27 protein-coding genes are annotated in these 24,109 nt (G+C 71.7%); 16 read left to right on the top strand and 11 right to left on the bottom strand.

Features of this window, described 5'->3' with window-relative positions; all coding sequences use genetic code 11:
- Nucleotides 1–23 precede the first annotated feature (23 nt).
- The 5 genes from ACYVLT_RS06085 to ACYVLT_RS06065 all read left to right on the top strand — a co-directional run bounded on the left by ACYVLT_RS06085 (nt 24) and on the right by ACYVLT_RS06065 (nt 4,420).
- Nucleotides 24–1,298 (top strand): aspartate aminotransferase family protein, encoded by a 1,275-nt coding sequence (locus tag ACYVLT_RS06085; protein WP_461119099.1) that lies wholly within the window; start codon nt 24–26, stop codon nt 1,296–1,298.
- Nucleotides 1,295–2,803: a CoA-acylating methylmalonate-semialdehyde dehydrogenase gene (locus tag ACYVLT_RS06080; protein WP_461119098.1), complete on the top strand. Its 1,509-nt coding sequence runs from the start codon at nt 1,295–1,297 to the stop codon at nt 2,801–2,803. The genes ACYVLT_RS06085 and ACYVLT_RS06080 overlap by 4 nt, the downstream gene beginning before the upstream one ends.
- 120 nt (nt 2,804–2,923) lie before the next feature.
- On the top strand, nt 2,924–3,049 hold the full coding sequence (locus ACYVLT_RS06075; RefSeq protein ID WP_461119097.1) for a hypothetical protein: 126 nt from the start codon (nt 2,924–2,926) through the stop codon (nt 3,047–3,049).
- Nucleotides 3,036–3,548: an RNA polymerase sigma factor gene (locus ACYVLT_RS06070; RefSeq protein ID WP_461119096.1), complete on the top strand. Its 513-nt coding sequence runs from the start codon at nt 3,036–3,038 to the stop codon at nt 3,546–3,548. Before ACYVLT_RS06075 ends, ACYVLT_RS06070 begins: the two co-directional genes overlap by 14 nt.
- Nucleotides 3,545–4,420, top strand: coding sequence for a hypothetical protein (locus ACYVLT_RS06065; RefSeq protein WP_461119095.1), 876 nt, complete (start codon nt 3,545–3,547; stop codon nt 4,418–4,420). Before ACYVLT_RS06070 ends, ACYVLT_RS06065 begins: the two co-directional genes overlap by 4 nt.
- Here ACYVLT_RS06065 and ACYVLT_RS06060 read toward each other — a convergent pair.
- Nucleotides 4,408–6,474, bottom strand: coding sequence for an elongation factor G-like protein EF-G2 (locus ACYVLT_RS06060; RefSeq protein WP_461119094.1), 2,067 nt, complete (start codon nt 6,472–6,474; stop codon nt 4,408–4,410). The two genes, ACYVLT_RS06065 and ACYVLT_RS06060, sit on opposite strands and share 13 nt — an antisense overlap.
- A 297-nt stretch (nt 6,475–6,771) precedes the next feature.
- On the opposite strand from ACYVLT_RS06060, the gene pdxS reads away from it, so the two are divergent.
- A complete protein-coding gene (gene pdxS / locus ACYVLT_RS06055) occupies nt 6,772–7,680 on the top strand; it encodes a pyridoxal 5'-phosphate synthase lyase subunit PdxS (RefSeq protein WP_461119093.1) in 909 nt (302 codons plus the stop codon).
- A gap of 49 nt (nt 7,681–7,729) precedes the next feature.
- Here the strand turns inward: pdxS and ACYVLT_RS06050 are convergent, their stop codons facing one another.
- The 3 genes from ACYVLT_RS06050 to ACYVLT_RS06040 form a co-directional block, all read right to left on the bottom strand.
- Nucleotides 7,730–8,137: a type II toxin-antitoxin system VapC family toxin gene (locus tag ACYVLT_RS06050; RefSeq protein ID WP_461119092.1), complete on the bottom strand. Its 408-nt coding sequence runs from the start codon at nt 8,135–8,137 to the stop codon at nt 7,730–7,732.
- Complete coding sequence (locus ACYVLT_RS06045) at nt 8,134–8,379, bottom strand: FitA-like ribbon-helix-helix domain-containing protein (RefSeq protein WP_461119091.1); 246 nt, start codon at nt 8,377–8,379, stop codon at nt 8,134–8,136. Before ACYVLT_RS06045 ends, ACYVLT_RS06050 begins: the two co-directional genes overlap by 4 nt.
- An 88-nt stretch (nt 8,380–8,467) precedes the next feature.
- A complete protein-coding gene (locus tag ACYVLT_RS06040) occupies nt 8,468–9,025 on the bottom strand; it encodes a helix-turn-helix domain-containing protein (RefSeq protein WP_461119090.1) in 558 nt (185 codons plus the stop codon).
- A 56-nt stretch (nt 9,026–9,081) separates the two neighbouring features.
- On the opposite strand from ACYVLT_RS06040, the gene ACYVLT_RS06035 reads away from it, so the two are divergent.
- Both ACYVLT_RS06035 and ACYVLT_RS06030 read left to right on the top strand, forming a co-directional pair.
- Nucleotides 9,082–9,759, top strand: coding sequence for an AzlC family ABC transporter permease (locus ACYVLT_RS06035; RefSeq protein WP_461119089.1), 678 nt, complete (start codon nt 9,082–9,084; stop codon nt 9,757–9,759).
- Complete coding sequence (locus tag ACYVLT_RS06030) at nt 9,756–10,064, top strand: AzlD domain-containing protein (RefSeq protein WP_461119088.1); 309 nt, start codon at nt 9,756–9,758, stop codon at nt 10,062–10,064. The genes ACYVLT_RS06035 and ACYVLT_RS06030 overlap by 4 nt, the downstream gene beginning before the upstream one ends.
- On the opposite strand, the gene ACYVLT_RS06025 is transcribed toward ACYVLT_RS06030, so the two are convergent.
- Nucleotides 10,061–10,693, bottom strand: a complete 633-nt coding sequence (locus ACYVLT_RS06025; protein ID WP_461119087.1) for a DUF6338 family protein — start codon at nt 10,691–10,693, stop codon at nt 10,061–10,063. The genes ACYVLT_RS06030 and ACYVLT_RS06025 overlap by 4 nt on opposite strands.
- Nucleotides 10,694–10,766: 73 nt before the next feature.
- Here ACYVLT_RS06025 and ACYVLT_RS06020 point away from each other — a divergent pair, with 73 nt between their 5' ends.
- Nucleotides 10,767–11,423 carry a hypothetical protein gene (locus ACYVLT_RS06020; protein ID WP_461119086.1) on the top strand — a complete coding sequence of 219 codons (657 nt, stop codon included), beginning with the start codon at nt 10,767–10,769 and terminating at the stop codon, nt 11,421–11,423.
- A gap of 4 nt (nt 11,424–11,427) precedes the next feature.
- Here ACYVLT_RS06020 and ACYVLT_RS06015 read toward each other — a convergent pair whose 3' ends face one another.
- Both ACYVLT_RS06015 and ACYVLT_RS06010 read right to left on the bottom strand, forming a co-directional pair.
- Nucleotides 11,428–11,814, bottom strand: coding sequence for a DUF6292 family protein (locus ACYVLT_RS06015; RefSeq protein WP_461119085.1), 387 nt, complete (start codon nt 11,812–11,814; stop codon nt 11,428–11,430).
- Nucleotides 11,815–11,824: 10 nt separating this feature from the next.
- Nucleotides 11,825–13,684: an acyl-CoA dehydrogenase family protein gene (locus ACYVLT_RS06010; protein ID WP_461119084.1), complete on the bottom strand. Its 1,860-nt coding sequence runs from the start codon at nt 13,682–13,684 to the stop codon at nt 11,825–11,827.
- A gap of 73 nt (nt 13,685–13,757) precedes the next feature.
- Here ACYVLT_RS06010 and ACYVLT_RS06005 point away from each other — a divergent pair, with 73 nt between their 5' ends.
- Nucleotides 13,758–14,492: a group II truncated hemoglobin gene (locus tag ACYVLT_RS06005; protein WP_461119083.1), complete on the top strand. Its 735-nt coding sequence runs from the start codon at nt 13,758–13,760 to the stop codon at nt 14,490–14,492.
- A gap of 25 nt (nt 14,493–14,517) precedes the next feature.
- Here the strand turns inward: ACYVLT_RS06005 and ACYVLT_RS06000 are convergent, their stop codons facing one another.
- Entirely contained in the window at nt 14,518–14,991 is a 474-nt protein-coding gene (locus ACYVLT_RS06000; RefSeq protein ID WP_461119082.1) for an Lrp/AsnC family transcriptional regulator, read from the bottom strand.
- Between the two features lie 74 nt (nt 14,992–15,065).
- Here ACYVLT_RS06000 and ACYVLT_RS05995 point away from each other — a divergent pair, with 74 nt between their 5' ends.
- The 4 genes from ACYVLT_RS05995 to ACYVLT_RS05980 all read left to right on the top strand — a co-directional run bounded on the left by ACYVLT_RS05995 (nt 15,066) and on the right by ACYVLT_RS05980 (nt 18,770).
- A complete protein-coding gene (locus ACYVLT_RS05995) occupies nt 15,066–16,289 on the top strand; it encodes a trans-sulfuration enzyme family protein (protein WP_461119081.1) in 1,224 nt (407 codons plus the stop codon).
- 468 nt (nt 16,290–16,757) lie between these two features.
- Complete coding sequence (pdxT, locus tag ACYVLT_RS05990; RefSeq protein ID WP_461119080.1) at nt 16,758–17,363, top strand: pyridoxal 5'-phosphate synthase glutaminase subunit PdxT; 606 nt, start codon at nt 16,758–16,760, stop codon at nt 17,361–17,363.
- 17 nt (nt 17,364–17,380) lie between these two features.
- Nucleotides 17,381–18,130, top strand: a complete 750-nt coding sequence (locus tag ACYVLT_RS05985) for a YebC/PmpR family DNA-binding transcriptional regulator (RefSeq protein ID WP_461119079.1) — start codon at nt 17,381–17,383, stop codon at nt 18,128–18,130.
- A gap of 124 nt (nt 18,131–18,254) precedes the next feature.
- Nucleotides 18,255–18,770 (top strand): DUF4262 domain-containing protein, encoded by a 516-nt coding sequence (locus ACYVLT_RS05980; RefSeq protein WP_461119078.1) that lies wholly within the window; start codon nt 18,255–18,257, stop codon nt 18,768–18,770.
- Nucleotides 18,771–19,044: 274 nt separating this feature from the next.
- On the opposite strand, the gene ACYVLT_RS05975 is transcribed toward ACYVLT_RS05980, so the two are convergent.
- Nucleotides 19,045–19,578 (bottom strand): TIGR03086 family metal-binding protein, encoded by a 534-nt coding sequence (locus ACYVLT_RS05975; RefSeq protein WP_461119077.1) that lies wholly within the window; start codon nt 19,576–19,578, stop codon nt 19,045–19,047.
- 179 nt (nt 19,579–19,757) lie between these two features.
- Between ACYVLT_RS05975 and ACYVLT_RS05970 the strand changes: the two genes are divergently transcribed.
- Nucleotides 19,758–21,233: a peptide MFS transporter gene (locus ACYVLT_RS05970; protein ID WP_461119076.1), complete on the top strand. Its 1,476-nt coding sequence runs from the start codon at nt 19,758–19,760 to the stop codon at nt 21,231–21,233.
- A 48-nt stretch (nt 21,234–21,281) separates the two neighbouring features.
- Here ACYVLT_RS05970 and ACYVLT_RS05965 read toward each other — a convergent pair whose 3' ends face one another.
- Entirely contained in the window at nt 21,282–22,118 is an 837-nt protein-coding gene (locus ACYVLT_RS05965; RefSeq protein ID WP_461119075.1) for an NAD(P)H-binding protein, read from the bottom strand.
- A 97-nt stretch (nt 22,119–22,215) separates the two neighbouring features.
- Here ACYVLT_RS05965 and ACYVLT_RS05960 point away from each other — a divergent pair, with 97 nt between their 5' ends.
- Nucleotides 22,216–22,626, top strand: a complete 411-nt coding sequence (locus tag ACYVLT_RS05960) for a winged helix-turn-helix transcriptional regulator (protein ID WP_461119074.1) — start codon at nt 22,216–22,218, stop codon at nt 22,624–22,626.
- A 92-nt stretch (nt 22,627–22,718) separates the two neighbouring features.
- Here ACYVLT_RS05960 and ACYVLT_RS05955 read toward each other — a convergent pair whose 3' ends face one another.
- Nucleotides 22,719–24,017 carry a cytochrome P450 gene (locus tag ACYVLT_RS05955; RefSeq protein WP_461119073.1) on the bottom strand — a complete coding sequence of 433 codons (1,299 nt, stop codon included), beginning with the start codon at nt 24,015–24,017 and terminating at the stop codon, nt 22,719–22,721.
- Nucleotides 24,018–24,109: the final 92 nt, after the last annotated feature.

The raw sequence follows: 24,109 nt of genomic DNA, 5'->3' as shown, positions 1-24,109 counted from the left end.
GGGACCTACGACCGGAGGACGCGATGGGACACGAGGAGTTGCTGGCCCGGCACCGCGCGGTGATGCCCGACTGGATGGCCCTCTACTACGAACGGCCGATCGAGCTGGCGAGCGCGAGCGGACGCCGCGTCACCGACCGCGAGGGCCGCACCTACCTGGACTTCTTCGCCGGCATCCTGACCAACGCGGTCGGCTACGACGTCGCCGAGATCTCCGAGGCGATCCGGTCCCAGCTCTCGACCGGCGTGCTGCACAGCTCCACCCTCTACCTGATCCGCTCGCAGGTCGAGCTGGCCGAGAAGATCGCCGAGCTGTCCGGCATCCCGGACGCCAAGGTGTTCTTCACCAACTCCGGCACCGAGGCCAACGAGACGGCGCTCATGCTGGCCACCCAGTACCGCCGCAGCGACCAGGTCCTCGCGCTGCGCAACTCCTACCACGGCCGTGCGTTCGCCACCGTGGCGATCACCGGCAACCGCGGCTGGTCGGCGTCCTCGCTCAGCCCGGTGAAGGTCAGCTGGGTGCACGGCGGCTACCGGTACCGCAGCCCGTTCAAGGACCTGTCCGACGCCGATTACGTCAAGGCGTGCGTGACGGACCTGCGCGAGGTGATCGAGACGACGACCGCGGGCGACGTGGCGTGCATGATCGCCGAGCCGATCCAGGGCGTCGGCGGGTTCTCCTCGCCGCCGGACGGGCTGTTCGGCGCGTTCAAGGAGGTGTTGGACGAGTACGGCATCCTGTTCGTGTCGGACGAGGTGCAGACCGGCTGGGGTCGCACCGGCGAGCACTTCTGGGGTATCCAGGCGCACGGCGTGACGCCGGACGCGATGACGTTCGCGAAGGGCCTGGGCAACGGCCTGGCGATCGGCGGCGTGGTCGCGCGCGGCGACCTGATGGACTGCCTCACGGCCAACTCGCTGTCCACGTTCGGCGGCAACCCGATCGCCACGGCGGGCGCCCTGGCCACGGTCGACTACCTGCTCGACCACGACCTGCAGGCCAACGCCGCCAAGCTGGGCGAACGGCTGATCGACGGGTTGCGCGACATCGCGGCGGACCGGCCCGCGGTGGGCGACGTGCGGGGCAAGGGCCTCATGGTCGGCATCGAGCTGGTGGGCCCGGACGGCGCGCCGGACCCGGCACGGGCGGTCGCGGTGCTGGAGGGCACGCGGGAACGCGGGCTGCTGGTGGGCAAGGGCGGCCTGTACGGCAACGTGATCCGCCTCGCCCCGCCGATGACGCTGACCGAGGACGAGGTCGAGGAAGCGCTCGGCATCCTGGAGGACGTGCTGTGAACACCACTGGGCCCAAGAAGGTCGGCCACTGGATCGGCGGCAAGCCGTGGAGTGGCGACAGCGCGCGCTACGGCGACGTGTACGACCCGGCGACGGGGCAGGTTGCCGGCCGGGTCGACTTCGCCGACGAGTCCACCGTGGACGCCGCGGTGACGGCGGCGCGCGAGGCGTTCGCCTCGTGGCGCAACGCGTCGCTGGCGCAGCGGTCGAACGTGATGTTCGCGTTCCGCGAGCTGCTCAACGCCCGCAAGGGCGACCTGGCCGCGATCGTCACCGCCGAGCACGGCAAGGTGCTGTCCGACGCGGCGGGGGAGGTGCAGCGCGCGCTGGAGTCCGTGGAGTTCGCGTGCGGCATCCCGCACCTGCTCAAAGGGGGGTTCAGCGAGAACGCCTCCACCCGGGTCGACGTCTACTCGATCCAGCAGCCGCTGGGCGTGGTCGGGGTGATCTCGCCGTTCAACTTCCCCGCCATGGTGCCGCTGTGGTTCGTGCCCAACGCGATCGCCTGCGGCAACGCGGTGGTGCTCAAGCCGTCGGAGAAGGACCCCTCGGCGGCGAACTTCATCGCGGAGCTGTTCGCCGAGGCCGGGTTGCCCGACGGCGTGCTGAACGTGGTGCACGGCGACAAGGTGGCGGTCGACCGGATCCTGGAGCACCCGGACGTGAAGGCGGTGTCGTTCGTCGGGTCGACGCCCATCGCGCGGTACGTCTACGAGACCGGCACGCGGCACGGCAAGCGCGTGCAGGCGTTGGGCGGCGCGAAGAACCACATGGTCGTGCTGCCGGACGCGGACCTCGACCTGGCGGCGGACGCGGCGGTGTCGGCCGGGTTCGGCTCGGCGGGGGAGCGGTGCATGGCGATCTCGGTGGTCGTCGCGGTCGACCCGGTCGGCGACGAGCTGGTCTCGAAGATCGCGGATCGCATACAGGACCTGCACGTCGGTGACGGGCGTCGGGCCGGCTGCGAGATGGGCCCCTTGGTGACGGGCGCGCACCGCGATCGTGTGCGGTCTTATGTGGACAATGGACGGACCGAGGGTGCGTCGCTGGTCGTAGACGGTCGACTGCATGCAATCGACGGTGCGTCCGAGGGGTTCTGGCTCGGACCGACGCTGTTCGACCACGTCGGCACGGACATGTCGATCTACCGCGACGAGATCTTCGGGCCGGTGCTGTCGGTGTTGCGGGTGCCGGCGTACGACGACGCGCTGGACGTGGTCAACGCCAACCCGTACGGCAACGGCACCGCGATCTTCACCAACGACGGCGGCGCGGCGCGGCGGTTCCAGAACGAGGTCGAGGTCGGCATGGTGGGCGTGAACGTGCCCATCCCGGTGCCGGTGGCCTACTACTCGTTCGGCGGGTGGAAGGACTCGCTGTTCGGCGACTCGCACGCGTACGGCCCCGAGGGCGTGCACTTCTTCACCCGCACCAAGGTGGTCACCGGCCGGTGGCTGGACCCGTCGCACGGCGGGGTCAACCTGGGTTTCCCGCAGAACACCTGAGGCGCCCGGCGGTCCCGTCACCAGCGGATCACCCTGAGCCCATGTGAGGACGAATAGTTCACGCCGGCGGGTGTTCGGTGCTCTTACTCGTGACACTCAATCACGAGGGAGGGCGCCGGGATGGATCCGATGCTGGTGGCGTTGGCGACCGTGGTCGTCGTGCGGGGCATGTCCTTGGTCGGCCTGTGGCTGCGACTGCGGGCGGTGGTGGCGTTGGCGCGTCGGGAGAAGCATGGACGAGCGTGAACGGCTGCTCGACGCGTCGACGAGCGAGGTGGTCGCCGAGTTCAGCGCATACTACCGGGCGGACCTGGCCCGGTTGGTCGCCTTCCTGCTGTGGCAGGGTGCGCGGCTGGCCGACGCGGCGGACATCGCCCAGGACACGATGGCCAAGGCGTACGCGGCGTGGCCGACGATCGGGAGACCGGCGGCGTGGACGCGGACCGTGGCGTCCCGGGAACGGGCCCGGCGGATGGCGGAACTCGACGTGCCGATGGCCCGGGTGCCCGAGCCGAGCGCCGTGCTGCGGTCGGCCACGGACGTGGAGGCGTGGGAGCAGCGCCAGGACGTGCTGCGGCTGCTCGACCTGTTGCCGGGACGCCAGCGCCAGGTCATGGCGTGGACGCTCGACGGCTTCACGCCGGCGGAGATCGCCGGTCAGCTGAGGATCGAGCCGGCCGCCGTGCGGGCCAGCCTGAAGAAGGCCAGGCGCAGGCTGGCCGAGCTCTTGAAGGGGCGGCCATGAGGTTCAAGCCGCACGAGCAGCTGGTGCGCGACCTCGCCGACGTGCTGGACGCCGAGGCGGGATTGCGCGAGGTGTTGATCCCGACCAGGCACGGCGAGGTGACGTCGCGCCTGGCGGACGTGCTGGACGTGGACGCCGGTCTGACCGCCATCACGTCGCGGGCCGCGCCCGGCGGACCTCCCGAAGCGGGAAGGTCGCTGGCGGCCTTAGTCGCGCGGGCGCCGGTGGCCCTTCGGCTGGAGGTGCGCCTCCACCCCGCGTTCACCGTGCTCCGGAGAGGACCGTCCGAGGTGGCACTGATCCGGGAAGCGCTGGCGGCGATCGTGGCGGCACAGGGCACGGGCGTCATGAGCACCGCCGGCGACATGCTGCGTGCCATCGGTTCGCTCGACCCGCGGATCAGCGCCCTGAGCCGCACGGTCGGGGACGGCTACCGGGAGCAGCTGCGACGACGGTGGCAGGTGGCTTGGAGAGCAGGCGACACGCGCCCGCTCGACATCCTGAAGCTGATCAGCGCCCTGCGCGCGGTGGCGGAACTGCTGGCGGAGATCGAGGGGGAGCAGGAGGGCGAGAGGGTCGTGCTGGTGGTGGACCTGCTGACCTCGCTCGGCCTGCCGGAGCTGGACGACCCGGTCCAGGCCGTCATCCGGGAGTTCGAGGCGATCCAGGAGGCGCTTGACGACCTGACCGGCGTCGACCTGCGTGAGGTCGACCTGTCCGGGGTGGTGTTGGACGGTATCCGGTGGTCGACCGCGACCACCTGGCCGCCGCACCTGCGCGAGCAGGTGGAGCAGGACTCGGTCGAAGTCGAGCCGGGCCTGTTCGAGATCCGGCCCGGCCCGTCCGCTGATCGTGACCGCTACTTCGCCTGAGCCGCCAGTGCCTGGGGGAGGGGGTCGTAGCGGCTGAACCGGCGCGTGTAGGTGCCGGTGCCCGAGGTGAGCGAGCGCAGCTCCACCGCGTACCGGAGCAGTTCGGTGGCGGGCACCTCGGCGCGGATCACCGTGTAGCCGGGGCTCTCCGCCTCGGTGCCGAGCACCCGGCCACGCCGGCCGGACAGGTCGCCCAGCACGGTGCCGAGGTGGTCGTCCGGCAGCCGCACGCTCACCTCGTCCAGGGGTTCGAGCAGCACGGTCTTGCCGTTGGCGGCGGCCTCCTTGAGCGCCAGCGCGCCCGCGGTCTGGAACGCGGCGTCCGACGAGTCGACCGAGTGCGCCTTGCCGTCCACCAGCGTCACGCGGATGTCCACCACCGGGTGGCCGCCCTGCAAACCCCGTTCGAGCTGCGCCCGCACGCCCTTCTCGACGCTCGGGATGAATTGGTGCGGCACGGCGCCGCCGACGATCTTGTCCACGAACTCGAAGCCCGACCCGCGCGGCAGAGGCTCGACCACGATGTCGCACACCGCGTACTGGCCGTGGCCGCCGGACTGCTTCACGTGCCGCCCGTGGCCCCTGGCCTGGCCACCGAACGTCTCGCGCAACGCCACCCGCACCGGCTCGGTGTCGACCTCCGCGCCGCCCGCGCGCAGCCGGGCCAGCACGACGTCCGCGTGCGCCTCCCCCATGCACCACAACACCAACTGGTGGGTTTCGGCGTTGCGCTCCAGCCGCAGCGTCGGATCGCCCGCCACCAGCTTGCCGAGGTTGCGCGCCAGGTTGTCCTCGTCGCTGCGGCTGCGCGGGACGACGGCGACCGGCAGCAGCGGTTCCGGCATCTCCCACGGCGCCACCAGCAGCGGCTTGTCCGGCGCGGACACCGTGTCGCCGGTCTCGGCGGAACCGAGCTTGGTCAACGCGCACAGGTCGCCCGCCACGCAGTACGGCACCTCGCGCAGGTGCGCGCCCAACGGCGAGTAGACGTGCGCCACCCGTTCGTCCACGTCGTGGTCCTCGTGACCGCGGTCGGCCATGCCGTGCCCGGACACGTGCACCGGCCGTTCGGGGCGCAGCGTCCCGGAGAACACGCGCACCAGCGACACGCGGCCCACGTACGAGTCGACCGCCGTGCGGACGACCTCGGCCACCAGCGGGCCGTTCGGATCGGCCGCCATGCGGGGCTGCGGGATGCCGTCCACGCCGGTCACCTCGGGCAGCGGGTGCTCCAGGGGGGAGGGGAACGCGCGGGCGATGCCGTCGAGCAGCTCGGCCAGGCCGAGGCCGGTCAGCGCGCACACCGGCATCACCGGGTGGAACGAGCCGCGCGCGACCGCCGTCTCCAGGTCCGCGATGAGCGTCGCCTGGTCGATCTCCTCGCCGCCGAGGTAGCGGTCCATCAGGGTCTCGTCCTCGCTCTCCGCGATGATCCCCTCGATGAGCGCGTTGCGCTGCTCCTCGAAGCGGGGGTCGTCGGTGACGAGCAGGTTGACCAGGCCGTCGGGCTGCCCCGGCAGGGGCAGGTACAGCGGAACCACGCCCGCGCCGAACGCCGCCTGGCACGAGGCGATCTCGTTCGGCACGTCGGCGCGCTGGTGGTCGGTGCGGGCGACCACGACCGCGCGCGGCATGCCCACCATCGCGCACTCCTCCCACAGCGCCACGGTGGCCGGGTCGACGCCTTCCGCCGCGCTGACCACGAACAACGCCGCGTCGGCCGCGCGCAGACCGGCCCGCAACTCGCCGACGAAGTCCGCGTAGCCGGGCGTGTCGATGAGGTTGATCTTGATGTCGCCGTGCTGGATCGGGGCGACCGCGAGACCGACCGACCGCTGCTGGCGGACCGCGGCGGGGTCGTGGTCGCACACGGTGTTGCCCTCGGTGACCGATCCCGGTCGGGTCAGCACGCCGGTGCTGGCGAGCAGGGCCTCGGCGAGCGTCGTCTTGCCCGAGCCGGACGGACCGACCAGCACGACGTTGCGGACCTTGGCCGGGTCGTCCACAGCGACCGCGCCTGCCGAGTGGCCGTTGTCGGAGTGTTTGATGCCCATTGGGACCACCCTCCACAAGTATTTAGTGTTCGATCTCACACCCGTGGGGCGCGGGGGACAACCCCAAACGGCCACACCCAACCCGGCAGGAGGAATCCCGTCGGCGGCCGTCACCACGGTGGACGCCGGTCGCCTCGCCGTCGGTGGTCGTGCCGCCGTGGTGGCGGGTGGCGTACGCCACTACCTGCGAAGGAAGTGGAAGTGGCCTGCCGAGAACGTGCCTGATTGGCATGCTTCGGCGGTCCACGTCGGCCGTACCATGGGTGGTGTTCGCCCCTACTTCGAGAAAGGCTGGTCGTGACCACTTCACCCGACGCCGGCACCCAGGTCACCGGCACTTCCCGCGTCAAGCGGGGCATGGCGGAGATGCTCAAGGGCGGCGTGATCATGGACGTGGTCAACGCCGAGCAGGCCAAGATCGCCGAGGACGCGGGCGCCGTGGCCGTCATGGCGCTGGAGCGGGTGCCCGCCGACATCCGCGCGCAGGGCGGCGTGTCCCGGATGAGCGACCCGGACATGATCGACGGCATCATCGAGGCCGTCTCCATCCCCGTCATGGCCAAGGCGCGCATCGGCCACTTCGTCGAGGCGCAGGTGTTGCAGTCCCTCGGTGTGGACTACGTCGACGAGTCCGAGGTGCTGACGCCCGCCGACTACGCCAACCACATCGACAAGTGGCAGTTCACCGTGCCGTTCGTGTGCGGTGCGACCAACCTGGGCGAGGCGCTGCGCCGCATCACCGAGGGCGCGGCGATGATCCGCTCCAAGGGCGAGGCCGGCACCGGCGACGTCTCCAACGCCACCACGCACATGCGCAAGATCCGCGCCGAGATCCTCCGGCTGCAGAACCTGCCGACCGACGAGCTGTACGTCGCGGCGAAGGAGCTCCAGGCACCGTACGAGCTGGTCCGCGAGGTGGCGGAGGCGGGCAAGCTGCCGGTCGTGCTGTTCACCGCGGGTGGCATCGCCACCCCCGCCGACGCGGCGATGATGATGCAGCTGGGCGCCGAGGGCGTGTTCGTCGGGTCGGGCATCTTCAAGTCCGGCAACCCGGCGCAGCGCGCGGAGGCGATCGTGAAGGCGACGACCTTCTACGACGACCCGGACGTGCTCGCGAAGGTGTCGCGCGGCCTCGGTGAGGCGATGGTCGGCATCAACGTGGACGAGATCCCCGAGCCCCACCGCCTGGCCGAGCGCGGCTGGTAGTCCCTGACGTGACCGCGGCCCGCCGGAACTCCGGCGGGCCGCGGTCGTGTCAGGAGACGGGGTAGACGTCGATGTCGACTTGATGCCCGTTCGAACCGGCCAACTTCCCGTCGGTGGTCACCAAGGGCACGCCCAACCGTTCGGCGAGGGCGACGTAGAACGAGTCATTCGTGCTGATCGACTCACGCAGGCTCCAAGCGCGCTCGACCAGCCCTCGAAGGGCGAACCGCTCGACCGGTGCCGTGCAGATGAACGAGAACGCTGTCCCGGCCTGCTCGCTGGAGAGCTCCTCCCTGCGCTCCATGCGTCGCAACACCCGCATCGCTTCCGCATCGAGCAGGACCGGTGCCGCTGCGGTCGAATTCGACAGTCGCCGCAGGAGCATCCGGTCGGGCGCCTTGCCGGCCACGACCTCGATGAGCGCCGAACAGTCGACGACGATGTCGAAGGCCGTCACCTTTCCTCCTCGCGAATTTCGGTGATGGTCCGCTGGATCGTTTCGCTGGTGACTCCCCAGTCGCGATCGGTGGCGGCCTGGATCCACTCCTCCATCGTGGGCCTGGCGGCCATGTCCACCAGGTGGTTGCGGAGGTAGGCGGTGAGCGACATCCCGCGAGCGCCGGCGCGGGTCTGGAGGACGTCGACCACGTCGGCGGGCACGTTGCGGATGTGGACCGGCTTGGTGTCGCGCTCGCTCATGTCGTCGACTATAGGTGGGGCGGTTGCTGTCTGCATGCAAGATCTATCGGCCGTTCGGCGGGCCGACTGGATCGCTCGAACGTGCGTTCTACACGTGCTCCGAGACCAGCAGGGCGGTCGTCCCCCGTTCGAGTGCCTGGGCCGTGTGCGGGATGTCGCCGGGGTAGAGCAGGTAGTCGCCCGGGCCCAGTTCGACCGGCTCGGTCTGCGGGCCGGCGAGCATGCGGCCGCTGCTGACGATCACGTGTTCCACGGTTCCCGGCATGTGCGGTTCGGACTCGCGGGCCGGGCCCGGTTCCAGTTGGAGCAGGTAGATGTCGCGCCGGGCGCCCGGCGGGCAGGACGCCAGCAGGATCGCGGTGTAGTTGGCCCGTTCCGAGTAGATCGCCGGGCCCTCGCCCGAACGGACCACCCGCACGCGGGGGGTCGGCGGGTCGACCAGCCGTGAGAACGGCACGCCCAACGCCACGCCGAGCGCCCACAGGGTCTCCACGCTGGGGTTGCCGCTCGCCGACTCCAGCTGCGACAGCGTGGACTTCGCGATGCCCGCCCGCTTGGCCAGCTCGCTCAACGACAGCCCGACGCGCTCGCGCTCCCGTCGCAGCGAGGCGGCGATGACCTCCAGCGGAGCACCTGTGTTCGACATGACAGTCCAATCGTTCGGCTTGACGAACGCCTGCTTACTGTTCATCGTAGAAGACGATGCGTTCGACATGGCGAACCCTGGATCCCGAGCTGCTGCGTGACGTCGCCGCGGTGGCCGCCGGCGCGGCAGTCAGCGGCGCCTCGTTCGGGGCGATCTCCACCGGTGCCGGTCTGCCGTGGTGGTTGCCCGTGGTGATGTCGCTGCTGGTCTTCGCGGGCGGCTCGCAGTTCATGGCGGTCGGGGTGGTGGCCGCCGGTGGCAGCCCGGCCGCCGCGGTGCTCGCCGGCCTCCTGCTCAACGTCCGCCACCTGCCGTTCGGCCTGGCGGTCGGCGACGTGCTGGGCAAGGGCCTGCTCCACCGGCTCGTCGGCAGCCACCTGCTGATCGACGAGACGACCGCGTTCGCGCTGGCCCAGAGCGACCCGCGCAAGGCCAAGGCCGCCTACTGGTCGTGCGGCGTCGCCCTGTTCATCGCCTGGAACGTCGCCGTGCTCGCGGGCGCGCTGATCGGTCGCAACATCGGCGACCCCAACGCGTTCGGGCTCGACGCGGCGTTCCCGGCGGCGCTGCTCGCGCTCCTGCTGCCCGCGCTCAAGGACCGGGCCACCCGGCACGCCGCGCTGCTCGGCGCCGCGATCGCGCTGGCCACCACGCCGTTGCTGCCCGCGGGCGTCCCGGTGTTGTCCGCCCTGGGCGGCCTGCTGATCACCGCACGACAGGGGGCGAAGACGTGACGCTGACCGCCGTCCTGGTGCTCGCCGCGGGCACCTACGCGTTCCGCCTGGCCGGACCGCTGCTGCGCGACCGCGTCCGGTTGTCCGACCGGGTGAAGCTGCTGATGTCCACCTCGGCGACCGTGCTGCTGTTCGCCCTGGTCGTGACGGCCTCGCTGACCAGGGGCCAGGGGTTCGCGGGCCTGGCCCTGCCGGTCGGCGTGCTGGTGGGCGGGGTGGCGGCTTGGCGCAAGGCGCCGTTCGTGGTGGTGGTCGTGCTGGCCGCCGTGACGACCGCCTGCCTGCGGCTCGCCGGCGTGCCCTAAGCGGCCTCGGGCAGGTACGACACGTTCAGCAGCACGATCCGCCGGGCGCTGATCGCCGTCGCGCCCACGTCGGGCAGCACGGAGGTCCTGGTCCGGTCCGGCGCGCGGTAGGTGATCGGACCGGTTAGCGTCAGCTCGCGATCGGCCACGTCCTCGGCCGCCCGGCTGAACGACAGCAGCCGACCGGCCACGTACGACCCGTCGTCCAGCACGCAGCCGACGAAGACCGCGGCGCCGGGATGCGCGGTGAACAGCAGCGTCCACGCCGAGACCGCCGACTCGTGCTCCTTGACCCGCCGGCCACCCGCCAGGAACGCCACCAGCGTCGCCACGACCAGCAGCCCGATGCCCCAACCCAGCAGCTGCGCGTAGTGCTCGACCGCGTACCGCTGCGGTGTGCGCACGATCGCGCCGACGTCCGGTGTCCACGACGGGAACGCGATGCGCAGCACGGCGAACAGCGCGAGCACGGCGCCGTTGGCCACCACGCTCACCAGCGCCACGGTGGTGGTCTCCCGGAACGCCGACAGGGTGCGACCGGACCGCACCCGCTCCTGGCGCAGCACGAACGCGAAGCCCGGCGCGAGCAGGATCAGGAACAGCGCCAGCCCCACCACACTGGTCGGCACCAGTTCTCCCTCCCCCGGCGCTAGCGGCTCGCGTAGCGTAATCGTGTCGGCACACTCGTAGGGGAGGTACGTGGTGTCCACGCATGACGACCCCGACCGCACGCCACCGCAGGGATTCCGGGCGCCGGACTACCGGGCCGTGCAACCGGCTCCCGAACCCGGGCCGGACCCATCCGACTTCCGGGTGCCCGCCGGGAGCCAGACCGGCCAGTTCGTCCACCCGCAGGCCGCGACCCCACCGCAGGCCGGTGAACAGGTCCCACCCGGTAGAGGAAGTGGGGGTAGCTTCACCGCCACCCCGCCCGCCGGTCAGTTCTTGCATCCGCAAGCGGTGGAACCGAGCGTGGCCGGCACCGGGTTCGCCCGGTTGTCCGGGCCGCGCGCGGATGCCGATGACGTCGAGCCGCGGCACGTGGTCGATACGGGTGCCGGTCAGTTCACGCACTCGCGGGCGGTGGAACCGGGAACGGCGGATGCCGGTTATGTCCCGTCGTCCCGGCCGCGTGCCGACGCCGGTGACGGCGAGCGGCGGTACCTGCTCGACGCGGACGAGGAGGCCGGCCTGTGGAGCGCCGCGCCGCCGGTGATCGGCGAGGCCGACTCGCTGCCGTCGCCGATCACCCGACCTCCCGCGCCGAGCCCGCCGCCCGCACCGCAGCCGCAGCCCGCACCGCAGCACGAGCCGCGCAAGCGCTCGTTCTGGTCGAAGGTCACCGGCCGCGAGTCGTGATCGGCTACAGGTAGGCGCTCAGCCGGTCCGCGAGCCGGTGGCGGTCCGACTCCGTGCCGAACTCAGGCTCGGCGCCGATGTCCTTGCCCGCCAGCACGTCGTCCACGAACCGCGCCACCGCGTTCGGCGGCGGCACGAGCGGCTGACCGAGGTGGGCGATGGTGAGCGGCTTCTCGGTCGGGTCGGTCTCCACCGCGATCGACCAGCCGCGCTGCTCGTTCCACAGCAGCATCAGGTCGCGCCCCGGCCCCTCCAGGCCCAGGTACGCGGTGGCCGTGTCGCTGACCTCGAACTCGGTACCTTCGGGCGGCACGCCGATCTCCTCGGCCACCGCCTGCACGTACCGGGCAAGTCCGAGGCTGATTTGAGCGCTGTCGTCCATGAGCACCATTCAACTCCTCTCAGCGGGCGATCGGTGCGGTGAGCCACGTCTCCGGGATCCCGAAGGCGTCCACCAGGGCTCGCGCGTGCGGGCGGAGCCGGCCGCACAGCTCGTTCACCGCCTGCGACACCGCCTTCGCCCGCTGCGGCGTGAGCCTGCCGTGCTCCAGGAACCACGCCCGGTCCGCCTCGATCGTGCTCAACGCGTACAGGTCGCACACCTGGTCCAGCAGGACCGTCGTCTCCGGGTCGTCGCACCGGTCCACCGCCGCCACGAACGCCTCCAGCACCACCCGGTCAACGTGCACCCGTGCGGCGTGCAGCACGTGGTCCTGCGCGGCGTTGAACACGTCGAACGCGTCGTCCCGGGACGCGCGCCGCAACCGCCGCGCCAACCCCTCCAGCACGTGCTTCTCGCGGTCCTCGAACTGGCGCACCTGCCAGCCCCGGTCCAGCAGGGCGTCCGAACTGCCCGACACCAGCCGGTCGATGATCGCGCGCGCCGCGGTCCGCTCGATCACCACGCCCACCGCCTGGTCGGCCACGAACCTCGCCATTCCCCACGGGTCCAGGTCGCCGACGTGGTCGCGGTAGCTGGTCAGCAGGCCTTTCGCGACCAGTTGCAGCAGCACCGTGTTGTCGCCCTCGAACGTGGTGAACACGTCGGTGTCCGCCTTGAGCCCGGCGATCAGGTTCTCCGACAGGTACCCGGCGCCGCCGCAGGCCTCCCGGCACGTCTGGATGGTCCGCGTCGCGTGCCAGGTCGCCACCGCCTTCACCCCGGCCGCCCGCGACTCCAGCTCCCGCTGCTCCCGGTCGTCGGCCACGTCGTGCAGGGCCGACACCAGCTCCTCCTGCGCGAAGTGCAGCGCGTACGACGTGGCCAGCGCGGGTAGCAGCCGCCGCTGGTGCGCCAGGTAGTCGAGCACCACGACCTCGGCGCCGGTGTCGGGCCGGGTGAACTGGCGCCGCGCGTCGCCGTACCGGACGGCCACCGCCAACGCCTTCTTGGTCGCGCTACCCGCCCCGCCCGCGACGCTGATCCGCCCTCGCACCAACGTGCCGAGCATGGTGAAGAACCGGCGGCCATCGCCCTCGACCGGGCTGGTGTACGTGCCGTCCGGCGCGACGTCGCCGTACCGGTTGAGCAGGTTCGACCGGGGCACGCGCACGCGGTCGAACCACAGCCGCCCGTTGTCCACGCCGTTGAGGCCCGCCTTCGGCCCGCAGTCCTCGATCCGCACGCCCGGCATCGGCGCGCCGGAGGCGTCCCGGATCGGCACGAGGACCGCGTGCACGCCGTGCGTCACGCCGCCGGTGACCAGCTGCGCGAACACCACCGCCATCCGCCCGTCGCGGGCCGCGTTGCCGATGTAGTCCTTGCGCGCCGAAGGGTCCGGCGTGTGCACGACGAACTCCTCGGTGTCCGGGTCGTAGGTCGCCGTGGTGCGCAGGTGCTGCACGTCCGACCCGTGCCCGGTCTCGGTCATCGCGAAGCAGCCGGGCAGGTCCATGGTCATGATCGCGGGCAGGTACCGGTCGTGGTGCTCGGCCGTGCCCAGCGCCTGCACCGCGCCGCCGAACAGGCCCCACTGCACGCCCGCCTTGACCATCAGCGACAGGTCGCCGAACCCGAGCACCTCGAACGCCACCACCGAGCCGCCCACGTCGTCCCGGCCGCCGTACGCGGCGGGGAACCCGATCAACGGGTGGCCGCCGTCGGCCAACGCGTGCAGCTGCTCCAGCACCCAGGCCCGGTACTCCTCGCGCGCCAGGTCGGGCGCGGGCTTGAGCTCGCCGAGCAGGTCCAGCGAACGGCGGCGCACCGACGCCCACCGGCCGTCGAGCAGGTCACGCAACGCTTCGGTCCCCATGGTCATTGTTAACACATGTTCACCGTGCGGGCTCGACGGCGCACTTGTGGGCGGCCGTCACAGGTGCTCGACTGCCGGGGTGATCATCGAGTACACCCGCTACCGCGTGCCGGCCGACCGCGCCGAGGCGTTCGAGGCCGCCTACCGCCGTGCCGCCGCGCACCTCGCCGCCGCGCCCGAGTGCCACGACTTCGAGCTGACACGCGACGGCGGGGAGCACGTCGCCCGGCTGACCTGGGCGGCGGACCCGGAGGGGTTCCGCGCCGGGCCGCACTTCGCCCCGTTCACCGCCGAACTGGCGGACTTCGCCGCGCACGCGGGACCGCCGCGACGGCACGAGCCGGTCGACATCGGGAGGCCGACCCCGACGCTGTACGAGTGGGCGGGCGGCGCGGAGGCGTTCGAGAAGCTGTTCCACGCCTTCTACCTGCGCGTGCCCGAGGACGAGTTGCTGGCGCCGTTGTTCGCGGGCATGGACCCCGAGCACGCGCACCACGTCGCGGACTGGCTCGGCGAGGTCTTCGGCGGCCCGCGGGCCTACTCGTCGTCACGCGGCGGGCACCGGGGGATGGTGGGCAGGCACGTCGGCAAGGGCATCACCGAGGCGCAGCGCAGGCGTTGGGTCTCGCTCCTGCTCGACACCGCCGACGACGTCGGCCTGCCGGGCGACCCGGAGTTCCGCTCGGCGTTCGTCGGCTACCTGGAGTGGGGCACCCGGATGGCGGTGATCTTCTCCGCGCCGGGCGCGCAGGCGAACCCGGCGGAGCCGATGCCCACGTGGGACTGGGGGAACGTGCGGCCCTGGCAGGGGTAGCCGGACGCGGGTCGGGGGTCCCGCGTCACGACCATCGGTCGCCGTCGGTCGGTGGCACGGTGTGCTTGCGGACGTGTTGGAACAGCAGGTTCGTCTGCACCTCGCTGACCTCGCGGCGGGTGGTGAACCGGTCCAGGACCAGGCGTTGCAGGTGCGCCGTGTCGGCGACGGCGACGTGCACCAGGAAGTCCTCCGGTCCCGCCACGTGCGACAGCGCCAGCACCTCGGGCAGCGTCAGCACGTAGTCCATGAACGGTTCCACGATCGCCCTCGTGTGCGGCCGCACCCGGACCGCGATGATCGCCTGCACCGGCCGGCCCATCGCGGTCAGGTCGACCTCGGCGTGGTAGCCGGTGATCACGCCGCGCTCGCGCAGCGACCGGTGCCGGACCACGCACGTGGACGCGGCCACGTTGACCCGGTCGGCCAGGTCCTTGTTGGGCAACCGAGCGTCCTTCTGCAACTCCTGCACGATCGCCGCGTCCACCGAATCCAGCACGTCGAACCCCTCCAAGCGCCGAACAGCCTGCGGAAGTCTCCCCCGACGACCGACGATGTGTCCAAGATTCGGGCATGACCCGGTTGCGAACGACGGCGGTGCACGGTGGGCGCGACGACCTCGCCGACCTCGGCGTGCACGCCCTGCCGATCGACCTGTCCACCACCTACCCCATCCCCGACCAGGTCGAGGGCGGCCACGCGCTGCAACACCTCGCCGAGGGCGCGGCGCACGCCACCTCGCCGGTCTACGCACGGCTGCACAACCCGACCGTGGCCCGGTTCGAGCAGGCCCTCGCCGCGCTGGAGGGCACGTCGACCGCCGTGGCGTTCGGCAGCGGCATGGCCGCGGTGACCGCCGTGGTGCAGGCCGCGTGCGTGCTCACCGGCAAGCCGCACGTGGTCGCGGTGCGCCCCATCTACGGCGGCACCGACCACCTGCTCTCGTCCGGCCTGCTCGGCGTGCGCACCACGTACGCCGAGGCCGACCGGGTCGCCGACGCGATCACCGCCGAGACCGGGCTCGTCGTGGTGGAGACGCCCGCCAACCCCAACCTGGACCTGCTCGACATCGCCGCCGTCGTCGCGCGGGCCGATGACGTGCCGGTGGTCGTCGACAACACGTTCGCCACGCCGGTGCTGCAGAAACCGGCGGCGCACGGCGCGACCTACGTGCTGCACTCGGGCACCAAGTACCTCGGCGGGCACGGCGACGCGGTCGGCGGCGTGGTGGCGTGCGCCGAGGAGCACGCCGGGCCGTTGCGCCAGGTCCGGATCGTCACCGGGGCCGTGCTGCACCCGCTGGGCGGCTACCTCATGCACCGCGGCCTGGCCACGCTGCCGCTGCGCGTCGAGGCCGCGCAGCGGAGCGCGGTCGAGCTCGCCGCGCGGCTCCACGCGCACCCCGGCACGGGCCTGGTGCGGTACCCGGGCCTGCCCGGCGCCGACCCGGCGGGCCTGGTCGGCACGCAGATGCGGGGTCCGGGCGCGATGCTCGCGTTCACCACCCGCGAGGACCCGGCCGGCGTGGTGCGCAGGCTGCGGCTCGTCACGCCGGCGGTGAGCCTCGGCTCGGTCGACTCGCTGATCGAGCACCCCGCCGCGTTGACCCACCGGCTGGTGCCCGACACCGCGCGCGAGGCGTCCGGCGTGCCCGCCAACCTGCTGCGGCTGAGCGTGGGCCTGGAGGACGTCGAGGACATCTGGGACGACCTCGACCAAGCCCTGCACGGACATTGTGAACAGGATTACATCAAGTCTTCCTCAAGCGATTTCCGCGAGCCCGCCGCGAGCCACTAGCGTTTCGCCGTCACGGTTTGAGCGCAGCGCGCGGAGTCGGCCGCCGTCGAATGTCCCAATCGGGCTGTTCGGCTGCCGGACCTGCTACAACGGGTCATCGCGCGGCTGGGCCCAAACCGTGTCCGGAAACCGGTGAACGCGATGAATGCCGTACTGCCGCCGAAGTGGCGTGGCGCGATTCGGCATTCCGCTCGGCCGACCGGCCATTGTCGCCCGCCGCCGAGCCGCGGTCGGGCGGACCGTCGGCCGGATCGTGTTCCCGGCTCCTCCAGGTGCTCGCCGTGCCGTCCGCCGCGGTGCGGGCGAGCCGCCCGAGCCCGTCGTTCGGCGGCCCACCAGGCCGACGAGCGGGTCGCGGTGCGCGACTGGCGCGTCGCGGGAAGGCCGAACGGCCGGGCGGGTGCCACGAGCACCCGTCCGGCCCGGTCACCTAGGCTGGTGGCAGTTGACCCAGGAGGAAGTCCAGCCGTGTCCGTCGTCGGTGTCCTCGCCCTGCAGGGCGACGTCCGTGAGCACCTCGTCGCGTTGGCCGAGGCCGACGTGCTCGCCCGGCCGATCCGCCGGCCCGAGGAGCTGGCCGAGGTCGACGGCGTGGTGCTGCCGGGCGGCGAGTCGACGACCATCAGCCGGCTGCTCGCCACGTTCGACCTGCTGGAGCCGCTGCGCGCGCGCATCAAGGAGGGCATGCCCGTCTACGGGTCGTGCGCGGGGATGATCCTGCTCGCCGACCGGGTCCTGGACGGGCGGCCCGACCAGCACCAGCTCGGCGGTCTCGACATCGTGGTGCGGCGCAACGCCTTCGGCAGGCAGGTCGATTCCTTCGAGGCCGAGCTCGACTTCGTCGACGTGGGCGAGGTGCACGCCGTGTTCATCCGCGCCCCGTGGGTGGAATCGGCGGGATCGGACGTGGAAGTACTCGCCCGGGTGCCCGAATCGGAGGACGCGGGAGAGGCCGCCGGTAGGATCGTCGCGGTTCGGCAGGGGCACGTGCTCGCCACCTCGTTCCACCCGGAACTGACCGGTGACGGGCGAGTGCACCGCCTATTCGTGGACATGGTCCGTGCCGCGGGCTGAGTATTGACGGAGGACGAATGAGCGGCCACTCAAAGTGGGCGACCACCAAGCACAAGAAGGCCGCAATCGACGCCAAGCGCGGCAAGCTCTTCGCGCGGTTGATCAAGAACATCGAGGTGGCGGCCCGCACCGGCGGTAGCGACCCCGACGGCAACCCGACCCTGTACGACGCCATCCAGAAGGCGCGGAAGAACTCCGTGCCGCTGGACAACATCGAGCGCGCCCGCAAGCGCGGCGGTGGCGAGGAGGCGGGCGGCGCGGACTGGCAGACCATCATGTACGAGGGCTACGGCCCCAACGGCGTGGCGGTGCTGGTCGAGTGCCTGACCGACAACCGCAACCGGGCCGCGTCCGAGGTCCGCACCGCGATGACCCGCAACGGCGGCTCGATGGCCGACCCCGGCTCGGTGGCCTACATGTTCACCCGCAAGGGCGTGGTGATCGTGCCGAAGGGCGACCTGGCCGAGGACGACGTGCTGATGGCGGTGCTCGACGCGGGCGCCGAGGAGGTCAACGACCTGGGCGAGAGCTACGAGGTCGTGTCCGAGGCGGGTGACCTGGTCGCGGTGCGCAAGGCGTTGCAGGACGCCGGGTACGACTACGAGTCGGCGGAGGCGAACTTCCTGCCCTCGGTGACCGTGCAGCTGGAGGTCGACGGCGCGCGGAAGATCTTCAAGCTGATCGACGCGCTCGAAGACTGCGACGACGTGCAGAACGTCTACGCGAACTTCGATGTGACCGACGAGGTGATGGCCGAGGTCGGCTGACCTCCGCCGGCGGTTCCGCCCTCGACACCTCGGCCCCGCGCCGGCACCGCCGACGCGGGGCCGACGCGCCGCGCGCCGCGACCGCTTGTGCGGGGTCGGCGGGAGCAACGGGCACAATGGCCGGGTGTCGAACCCCACCGCCCCCTCTGCCCAGGACCTGAACCTGCGCAACTGGCTGTTGGCGCAGGCCGAGCAGCACGGCCACGCCGTGGTCACCGTGCCCGAGGACGAGGAGGGCGCCGGGTACGCGTTCTCCGTCGGCGCGTGGCGCCGGTTCGGCGTCGCCGAGGCGGTCGTGCTCGGCCTGCCGCCCGAGCACGCCCAGGTGCTCATCCGGGCCTACGTCGACCGGGCCCGCCGGGGTGAGCGGTTCGTGCCGGGTAGGCTGTACTACGACTTCCTCGACGGCGTGCCGGTCACGTTCGAGCGCGTCTTCAAGGGCTTCTACCCGGAGTTCTTCGGCAGCGCGTTCCTGCTCTACGGCAAGGGCGACTTCGCCGCGCTGCAGATCATCCTGCCGACCGCCGAAGGCCGGTTCCCGTGGCACCACGACGCGCCGATGGGCTTCGGCGACTGGCAGCTGCTGCTGACCGAGAGCGGTCGGCCGGAGAGCTGGGAGCCCGGCGTCAACGGTCCGTGACCGCACCCGGCGTTGTCCGGGATGTGTTGTCAGGTGTGGCCGACCGACCGCTGACAACACCCGGTGGGCTATCAATGCCCTGTGCGTCGAGACGTCGGGGACTCCGCACGCTGCGAGGGGGAGGTGCACCCCGTCCCGCGTAGTCGGGGAGCTGCGCGGGACGGGGTGTGCGCCGTGGTGCTTGGTCACCGGGGGCCCCGCCCGGGCCAAGGAATGGGCCGGGGGGAGAGCTCCGATGGGCTCTCCCCACGGTGGGACCCACCCGCGACGCCGGTTACGGTGTGCGGCCGAGCAGCGCGATCAGCCTGGTCTGCGGGTCCGCGTCGTCGGGCACCGGCACCGGCGGGTCGAACACCCCGCTCGCCGCCCACGACTCGGCGTCGCGCCCGACGTGGTCCAGCACCGCCTCGGCCAGGTCCGGGTCGATCCGCTCGTCCACCCCGATGGCGCGGGCCAGGTCCCAGGCGTGCACGGCCAGGTCGGACGTCATCTGCCAGCCGTACTCGACCGCCGTCGCCCTGCCGTAGCTCAGGTGCACCGGTTTGAGCAGCGCCTTCGGCGCGATCCACGCCTCGCGCGCCGCGGCCGCCGCCAGCACCCACGAGTGCAGCGGGTCGTCGCCGAGCTGGTCGCCGTCGAACCGGTCGCCCACCTGCTCGATCGTGCAGCCGGCCAGCAGCTCGGGTGCCCACAGCTGCTCGTGGACCAGGTGGTTGACCAGGTCGTGGACCGACCACTCCTTGCAGGGTGTGCCCCAGTCCCACTGCTCGGGGCGCACCTGGCGCACCCGAGAGTCGAACTCCGTCATCGCGCGTCCGTGAGCCTCGATCAGATCCACCCCCCGAGTGCACCAAAGGTTGAACCGGAGCGCACCCCGAGGCTGTGCGCTGGGCCACTCGGCCGTACGCGGATTTCGACCAGTACACCCGTACGGCGTAGCGTGACCCGGTACGCCAGCGTTGACAACGTTGACACCAGGAGGAATCAGTGAGCGCCACGAGCGCCGTCTCCAGCCCGCAGCGGGGCTTCTTCGGGCACCCCCGAGGACTGTCGACGCTGTTCTTCACCGAACTCTGGGAGCGCTTCTCCTACTACGGGATGAAGGCGATCCTCGCCTACTACCTGTACAAGACGGCCGACGAAGGCGGCCTCGGGCTCGACAAGAGCTTCGCGTTGTCGCTGGTCGCCATCTACGGCGCCTCGGTCTACATGTCCGGTGTCGCGGGCGGCTGGCTGGCCGACCGGGTGCTCGGCGGGCAACGGGCCGTGTTCTACGGCGGCGTGCTCATCATGTTCGGGCACATCGCGCTGGCGCTCCCGATCGGCGTGGCGGGCGTCTACACGGGCCTGATCCTGATCGTGCTCGGCACCGGTCTGCTCAAGCCGAACATCTCCACGGTGGTCGGCGGGCTGTACGACCGGGACGACCCGCGCCGCGACTCGGGCTTCACGATCTTCTACATGGGGATCAACCTCGGCGGTTTCCTCGCGCCGCTGGTGTGCGGGTTCCTCGGCGAGACCTACGACTGGCACCTCGGCTTCGGCGCGGCGGCGGTCGGCATGGCGCTGGGCCTGGTCGTGTACCGGCTCGGTCGCCGCGGCCTGGGCGACTCGGCCGCCGTGCCGCCGTTCCCGCTGCCCGCCGCCGAGCGCGGCCGGGTGATCGGTCGGATCGCGGCCGTCGGGCTGGGCTCGGTGGCCGTGGTGGCGCTGCTGGTGGTGCTCGGGGTGCTGGGCGCCGAAGGCGTCATCAACCTGATCAGCCTGCTGTCCGTGCTGCTGCCGGTCGGCTACTTCGCGGTGATGATCCGCAGCCCGCGCACCACGCCGGTGGAGCGGTCCCGGGTGATCGCCTACATCCCGCTGTTCATCGCCGCGGCGATGTTCTGGCTGCTGTTCGAGCAGAGCGCCACGGTGATCGCCGCGTTCGCCGACACGAGGGTCGACACCACGTTCCTCGGCGTGGCGTTCCCGCCGTCGTTCGTCCAGTCGATCAACCCGGTGATGATCATCGCGATCGCGCCGCTGTTCGCGCTGCTGTGGGTGAAGCTGGCCAAGCGCCAGCCCTCGACGCCGCGCAAGTTCGGCTACGCGCTGCTGCTGGTCGGCCTGTCGTTCCTGCTGATGATGATCGCCGGCCAGGGTGACCCGTCGGTGCGGGTGAGCTTCCTGTGGCTGGTGCTGATGTACCTGGTCATGACGTGCGGCGAGCTGCTCCTGTCGCCGGTGGGCCTGTCCGTGACGACGAAGCTCGCGCCGCGCGCGTTCGCCTCGCAGACCATGGGCCTGTGGTTCCTGGCCACGGCGGCGGGCTCGGGTGTCGGCGCGATCGTGGTGCGCTGGTACAGCGACGAGAACGCGGTGGCGTACTTCGGCGTGCTGGGCGCGGTGGCGATCGGCCTCGGCGTCGCGCTGATCATCGCGACCAAGGCCATCCACCGGTTGATGCAGGGCGTGGACTGACCTGACCCGTCGGTGAGGGGCGCGCGGGGTACGCCCCTCACCGCGCGGTCACTTGAAGGCCGCGGCGTTGCGTGCCGCCCAGTCGGCGAAGGAGCCGGCCGGGCGGCCGAGGACCCGTTCGACGTCCGGGCTCACCCGCCGCTCGTCGTCCGTCGGCTCGCCCAGGATGGCGAGGGTGGCGTCGGCGATCACCTCGGGCATGAACGCCCGCATCAGCCCCTTGGCCTCGTCCCGGGTCTGCTCGACGAACCGGACGGGCTCGCCCAGCGCGTCCGCGATCGCCGCCACCTGCCGCCGCGGCGAGATCGGCTCCGGCCCGGTCAGCACGTAGGTGCGGCCACCGTGCCCGGGCTCCCGCAACGCCGCGGCCGCGACCCCGGCGATGTCGTCCGGGTCGATGACGGGCAGCGCGACGTCGGCGAACGGCGCGGCGGCCACCCGCTGCTCGCGGATCGTCCCGGCCCACGCGAAGGCGTTCGAGGCGAAACCGCCGGGCCGCAGCACCGTCCACGCCAGGCCCGAGCCCGTGACGGCGTCCTCCAGGTCCGGCCAGTGGCGCCCCGTCCCGACGCCCTGCGAGGACAGCAGCACGACCCGCCGAACCCCGCCGGCCTCGGCGAGGTCGAGGACGTCGCCCAGCACGCCGCCGTTGCCGCCGGCGGCGGTGAAGTCGCCCGACGTCAGCAGGAACAGCGCGTCGGCGCCCTCGAACGCGGGCTTGAAGCTCGCCGGCTCCGTCAGGTCCGCCCGCAAGTGGTGCACACCCGACGGCATGTCCCGCGCCGAGACCCCGCGCGACACCGCGGTCACCTGCTCGTCCGCCTCCACCAGCGCCCGCACCAGTGTCCGCCCGACGTTGCCCGTCGCCCCGGTCACCACGATCATGATCACTCCCCGTTGTCAGGTTTCGCGTGCACCGGGGACGTTAGTTTCGTCGATGTAGTAGGTACCTAGAGGAAAGTAACGGTGGAAGGGGCTGGGTGTGACCGGTGGCACAAGGGGGTCGGGCGATCCGGAGGTGGCCTGCCCCATCTCGCCCGTGGTGGACATCGTGTTCAGCCGCTGGACGACGCCGATCCTGTGGGCGCTCAACGAGTACGGGCGGCAGCGGTTCGTGGGGTTGGCGCGCCTCATCACCACGATCACGCCCAAGGTGCTGACCCAGCGGCTGCGCCAACTGGAACGCGACGGCCTCGTCGTGCGCACCTATTACGCCGAAGTCCCGCCCCGGGTGGAGTACGAGATCAGCGAACTCGGGCGCAGCCTCGCGCCGTTGTTCGCGACGCTGGCCGAGTGGTCCGCGGTGAACCTGGAGAAAGTCGAGCGGTCCCGGCTTGACCACGACGCCAGAGAACGCGTCGGTGGTCGCCGGAACTCCGGTGAACGGCGGTAATCCGCATTAGTGCGGAAAGGGTGCAACGACCCGCCGCGGCGGCGGTGCGGCGGGTCGTTGCGAGGTACCAGCATGCACCACATTCCTGTGGCTCAGCTGATGGTTTGCACGATCGGGTGTTGTTTTGTCACATTCGTAGCAACGGGTAGCGTCGCCGCACCCCGGATGACGCGCGAAGGCCGGCGGCGCACCCGCCCGGCCGCCCGCAGGTCCGGAAAGCGCCGGAACAGACCGCGCAGGGCCGCCGCGCCCTCCATCCGGGCCAGTCCGGCGCCGAGGCAGAAGTGGATGCCGGACGAGAACGCCAGGTGCTCCCGCACGTCCGGGCGGTCGGGGTCGAACCGGTGCGGATCGGCGAACACCGCCGGGTCGCGGTTGGCCGCCGCGAGCATGAGCATGATCGGCGTGCCCTTCGGCAGCCGGGTGCCCGCTACCTCGGTCGACCGGAACGGCACCCGCACCGTGTACTGCACCGGCGGGTCGTGGCGCAGCGTCTCCTCCACCACGGCGTCGGCGTGCGCGGGGTCGGCGAGCAGCCGGGCGCGCACGGCCGGATCGCCCAGCACCGCGAGCACCGAGTTGCCGATCAGGTTGACCGTGGTCTCGAACCCGGCCACCAGCAGCAGTTCCGTGGTGGCGATCAGGTCCTCGCGGGTCAGGTCGTCGTGCGCGGCCAACGCGGACACGATGTCGTCGCCGCCGGGGTGCCGCCGCCGGTGCTCGATCAGGTCGTCCAGGAACTCCTCGAACTCCCGCAGCGCCGCCTGCAACGCCCGCATCCCGCGCAGGTCGCGCACGCCGTCGAGCGCGTTGACCAACGCGCTGCCCCACCGGGCGAACGGCGCGTGGTCCGCGCCGGGCACGCCGAGCAGGTGGGCGATGACCTGGATCGGCACCCTGGCCGCGAAGTCGCCGACGAGGTCGAACGTCCGCCGGTCCGCCACCTCGTCCAGGTACTGCTCGACGACCCGCTCCACGGTCGCCGCCTGCGCGCGCAACCCGCGCGGGGTGAACCAGGGCGCGACCAGCCGTCGCAGCCGGGTGTGGTCGGGCGGGTGGCGGACCAGGAACGAGTCCTCGACCGGGTTGACCAGCCGCCGCCCGTCGGCCTGGACCGCGGAGTCGACCGGGGACAGCGCGCCCGCGGCCAGCGGTCCGAAACCGGGATCGCGCAGCAGTTGCGAGCACAACTCGTGCGAGGCGGTGAGGTACAGCCCCATCCTGGTCTTCACCAGCACGCCCTGCCGACGCACCGACTCGTACGCCGGGTAGGGGTCGCGGGTCGGGTCGAGCCCGAGCAACCGGGCGGCGGGGTCGCCGAGGAGGGCCTGCGCCCGGACGACGGTGCGCCCCAGTAACAGCATCGTCGCGTTCTTCACCGTGGACGGCATTCCACCACGGTGGCCTGAACGCGAGAAAGGTTCAAGCCCGGTCGGTCGCGGGGCGGAAAACCGATCGCCGCGCGGGATCCGGCCGCATACGC

The organism is Saccharothrix stipae (genome assembly GCF_054781895.1).
The sequence above is the reverse complement of the archived record's forward strand: the minus strand, read 5'-3'. Positions and strand labels throughout refer to the sequence as shown.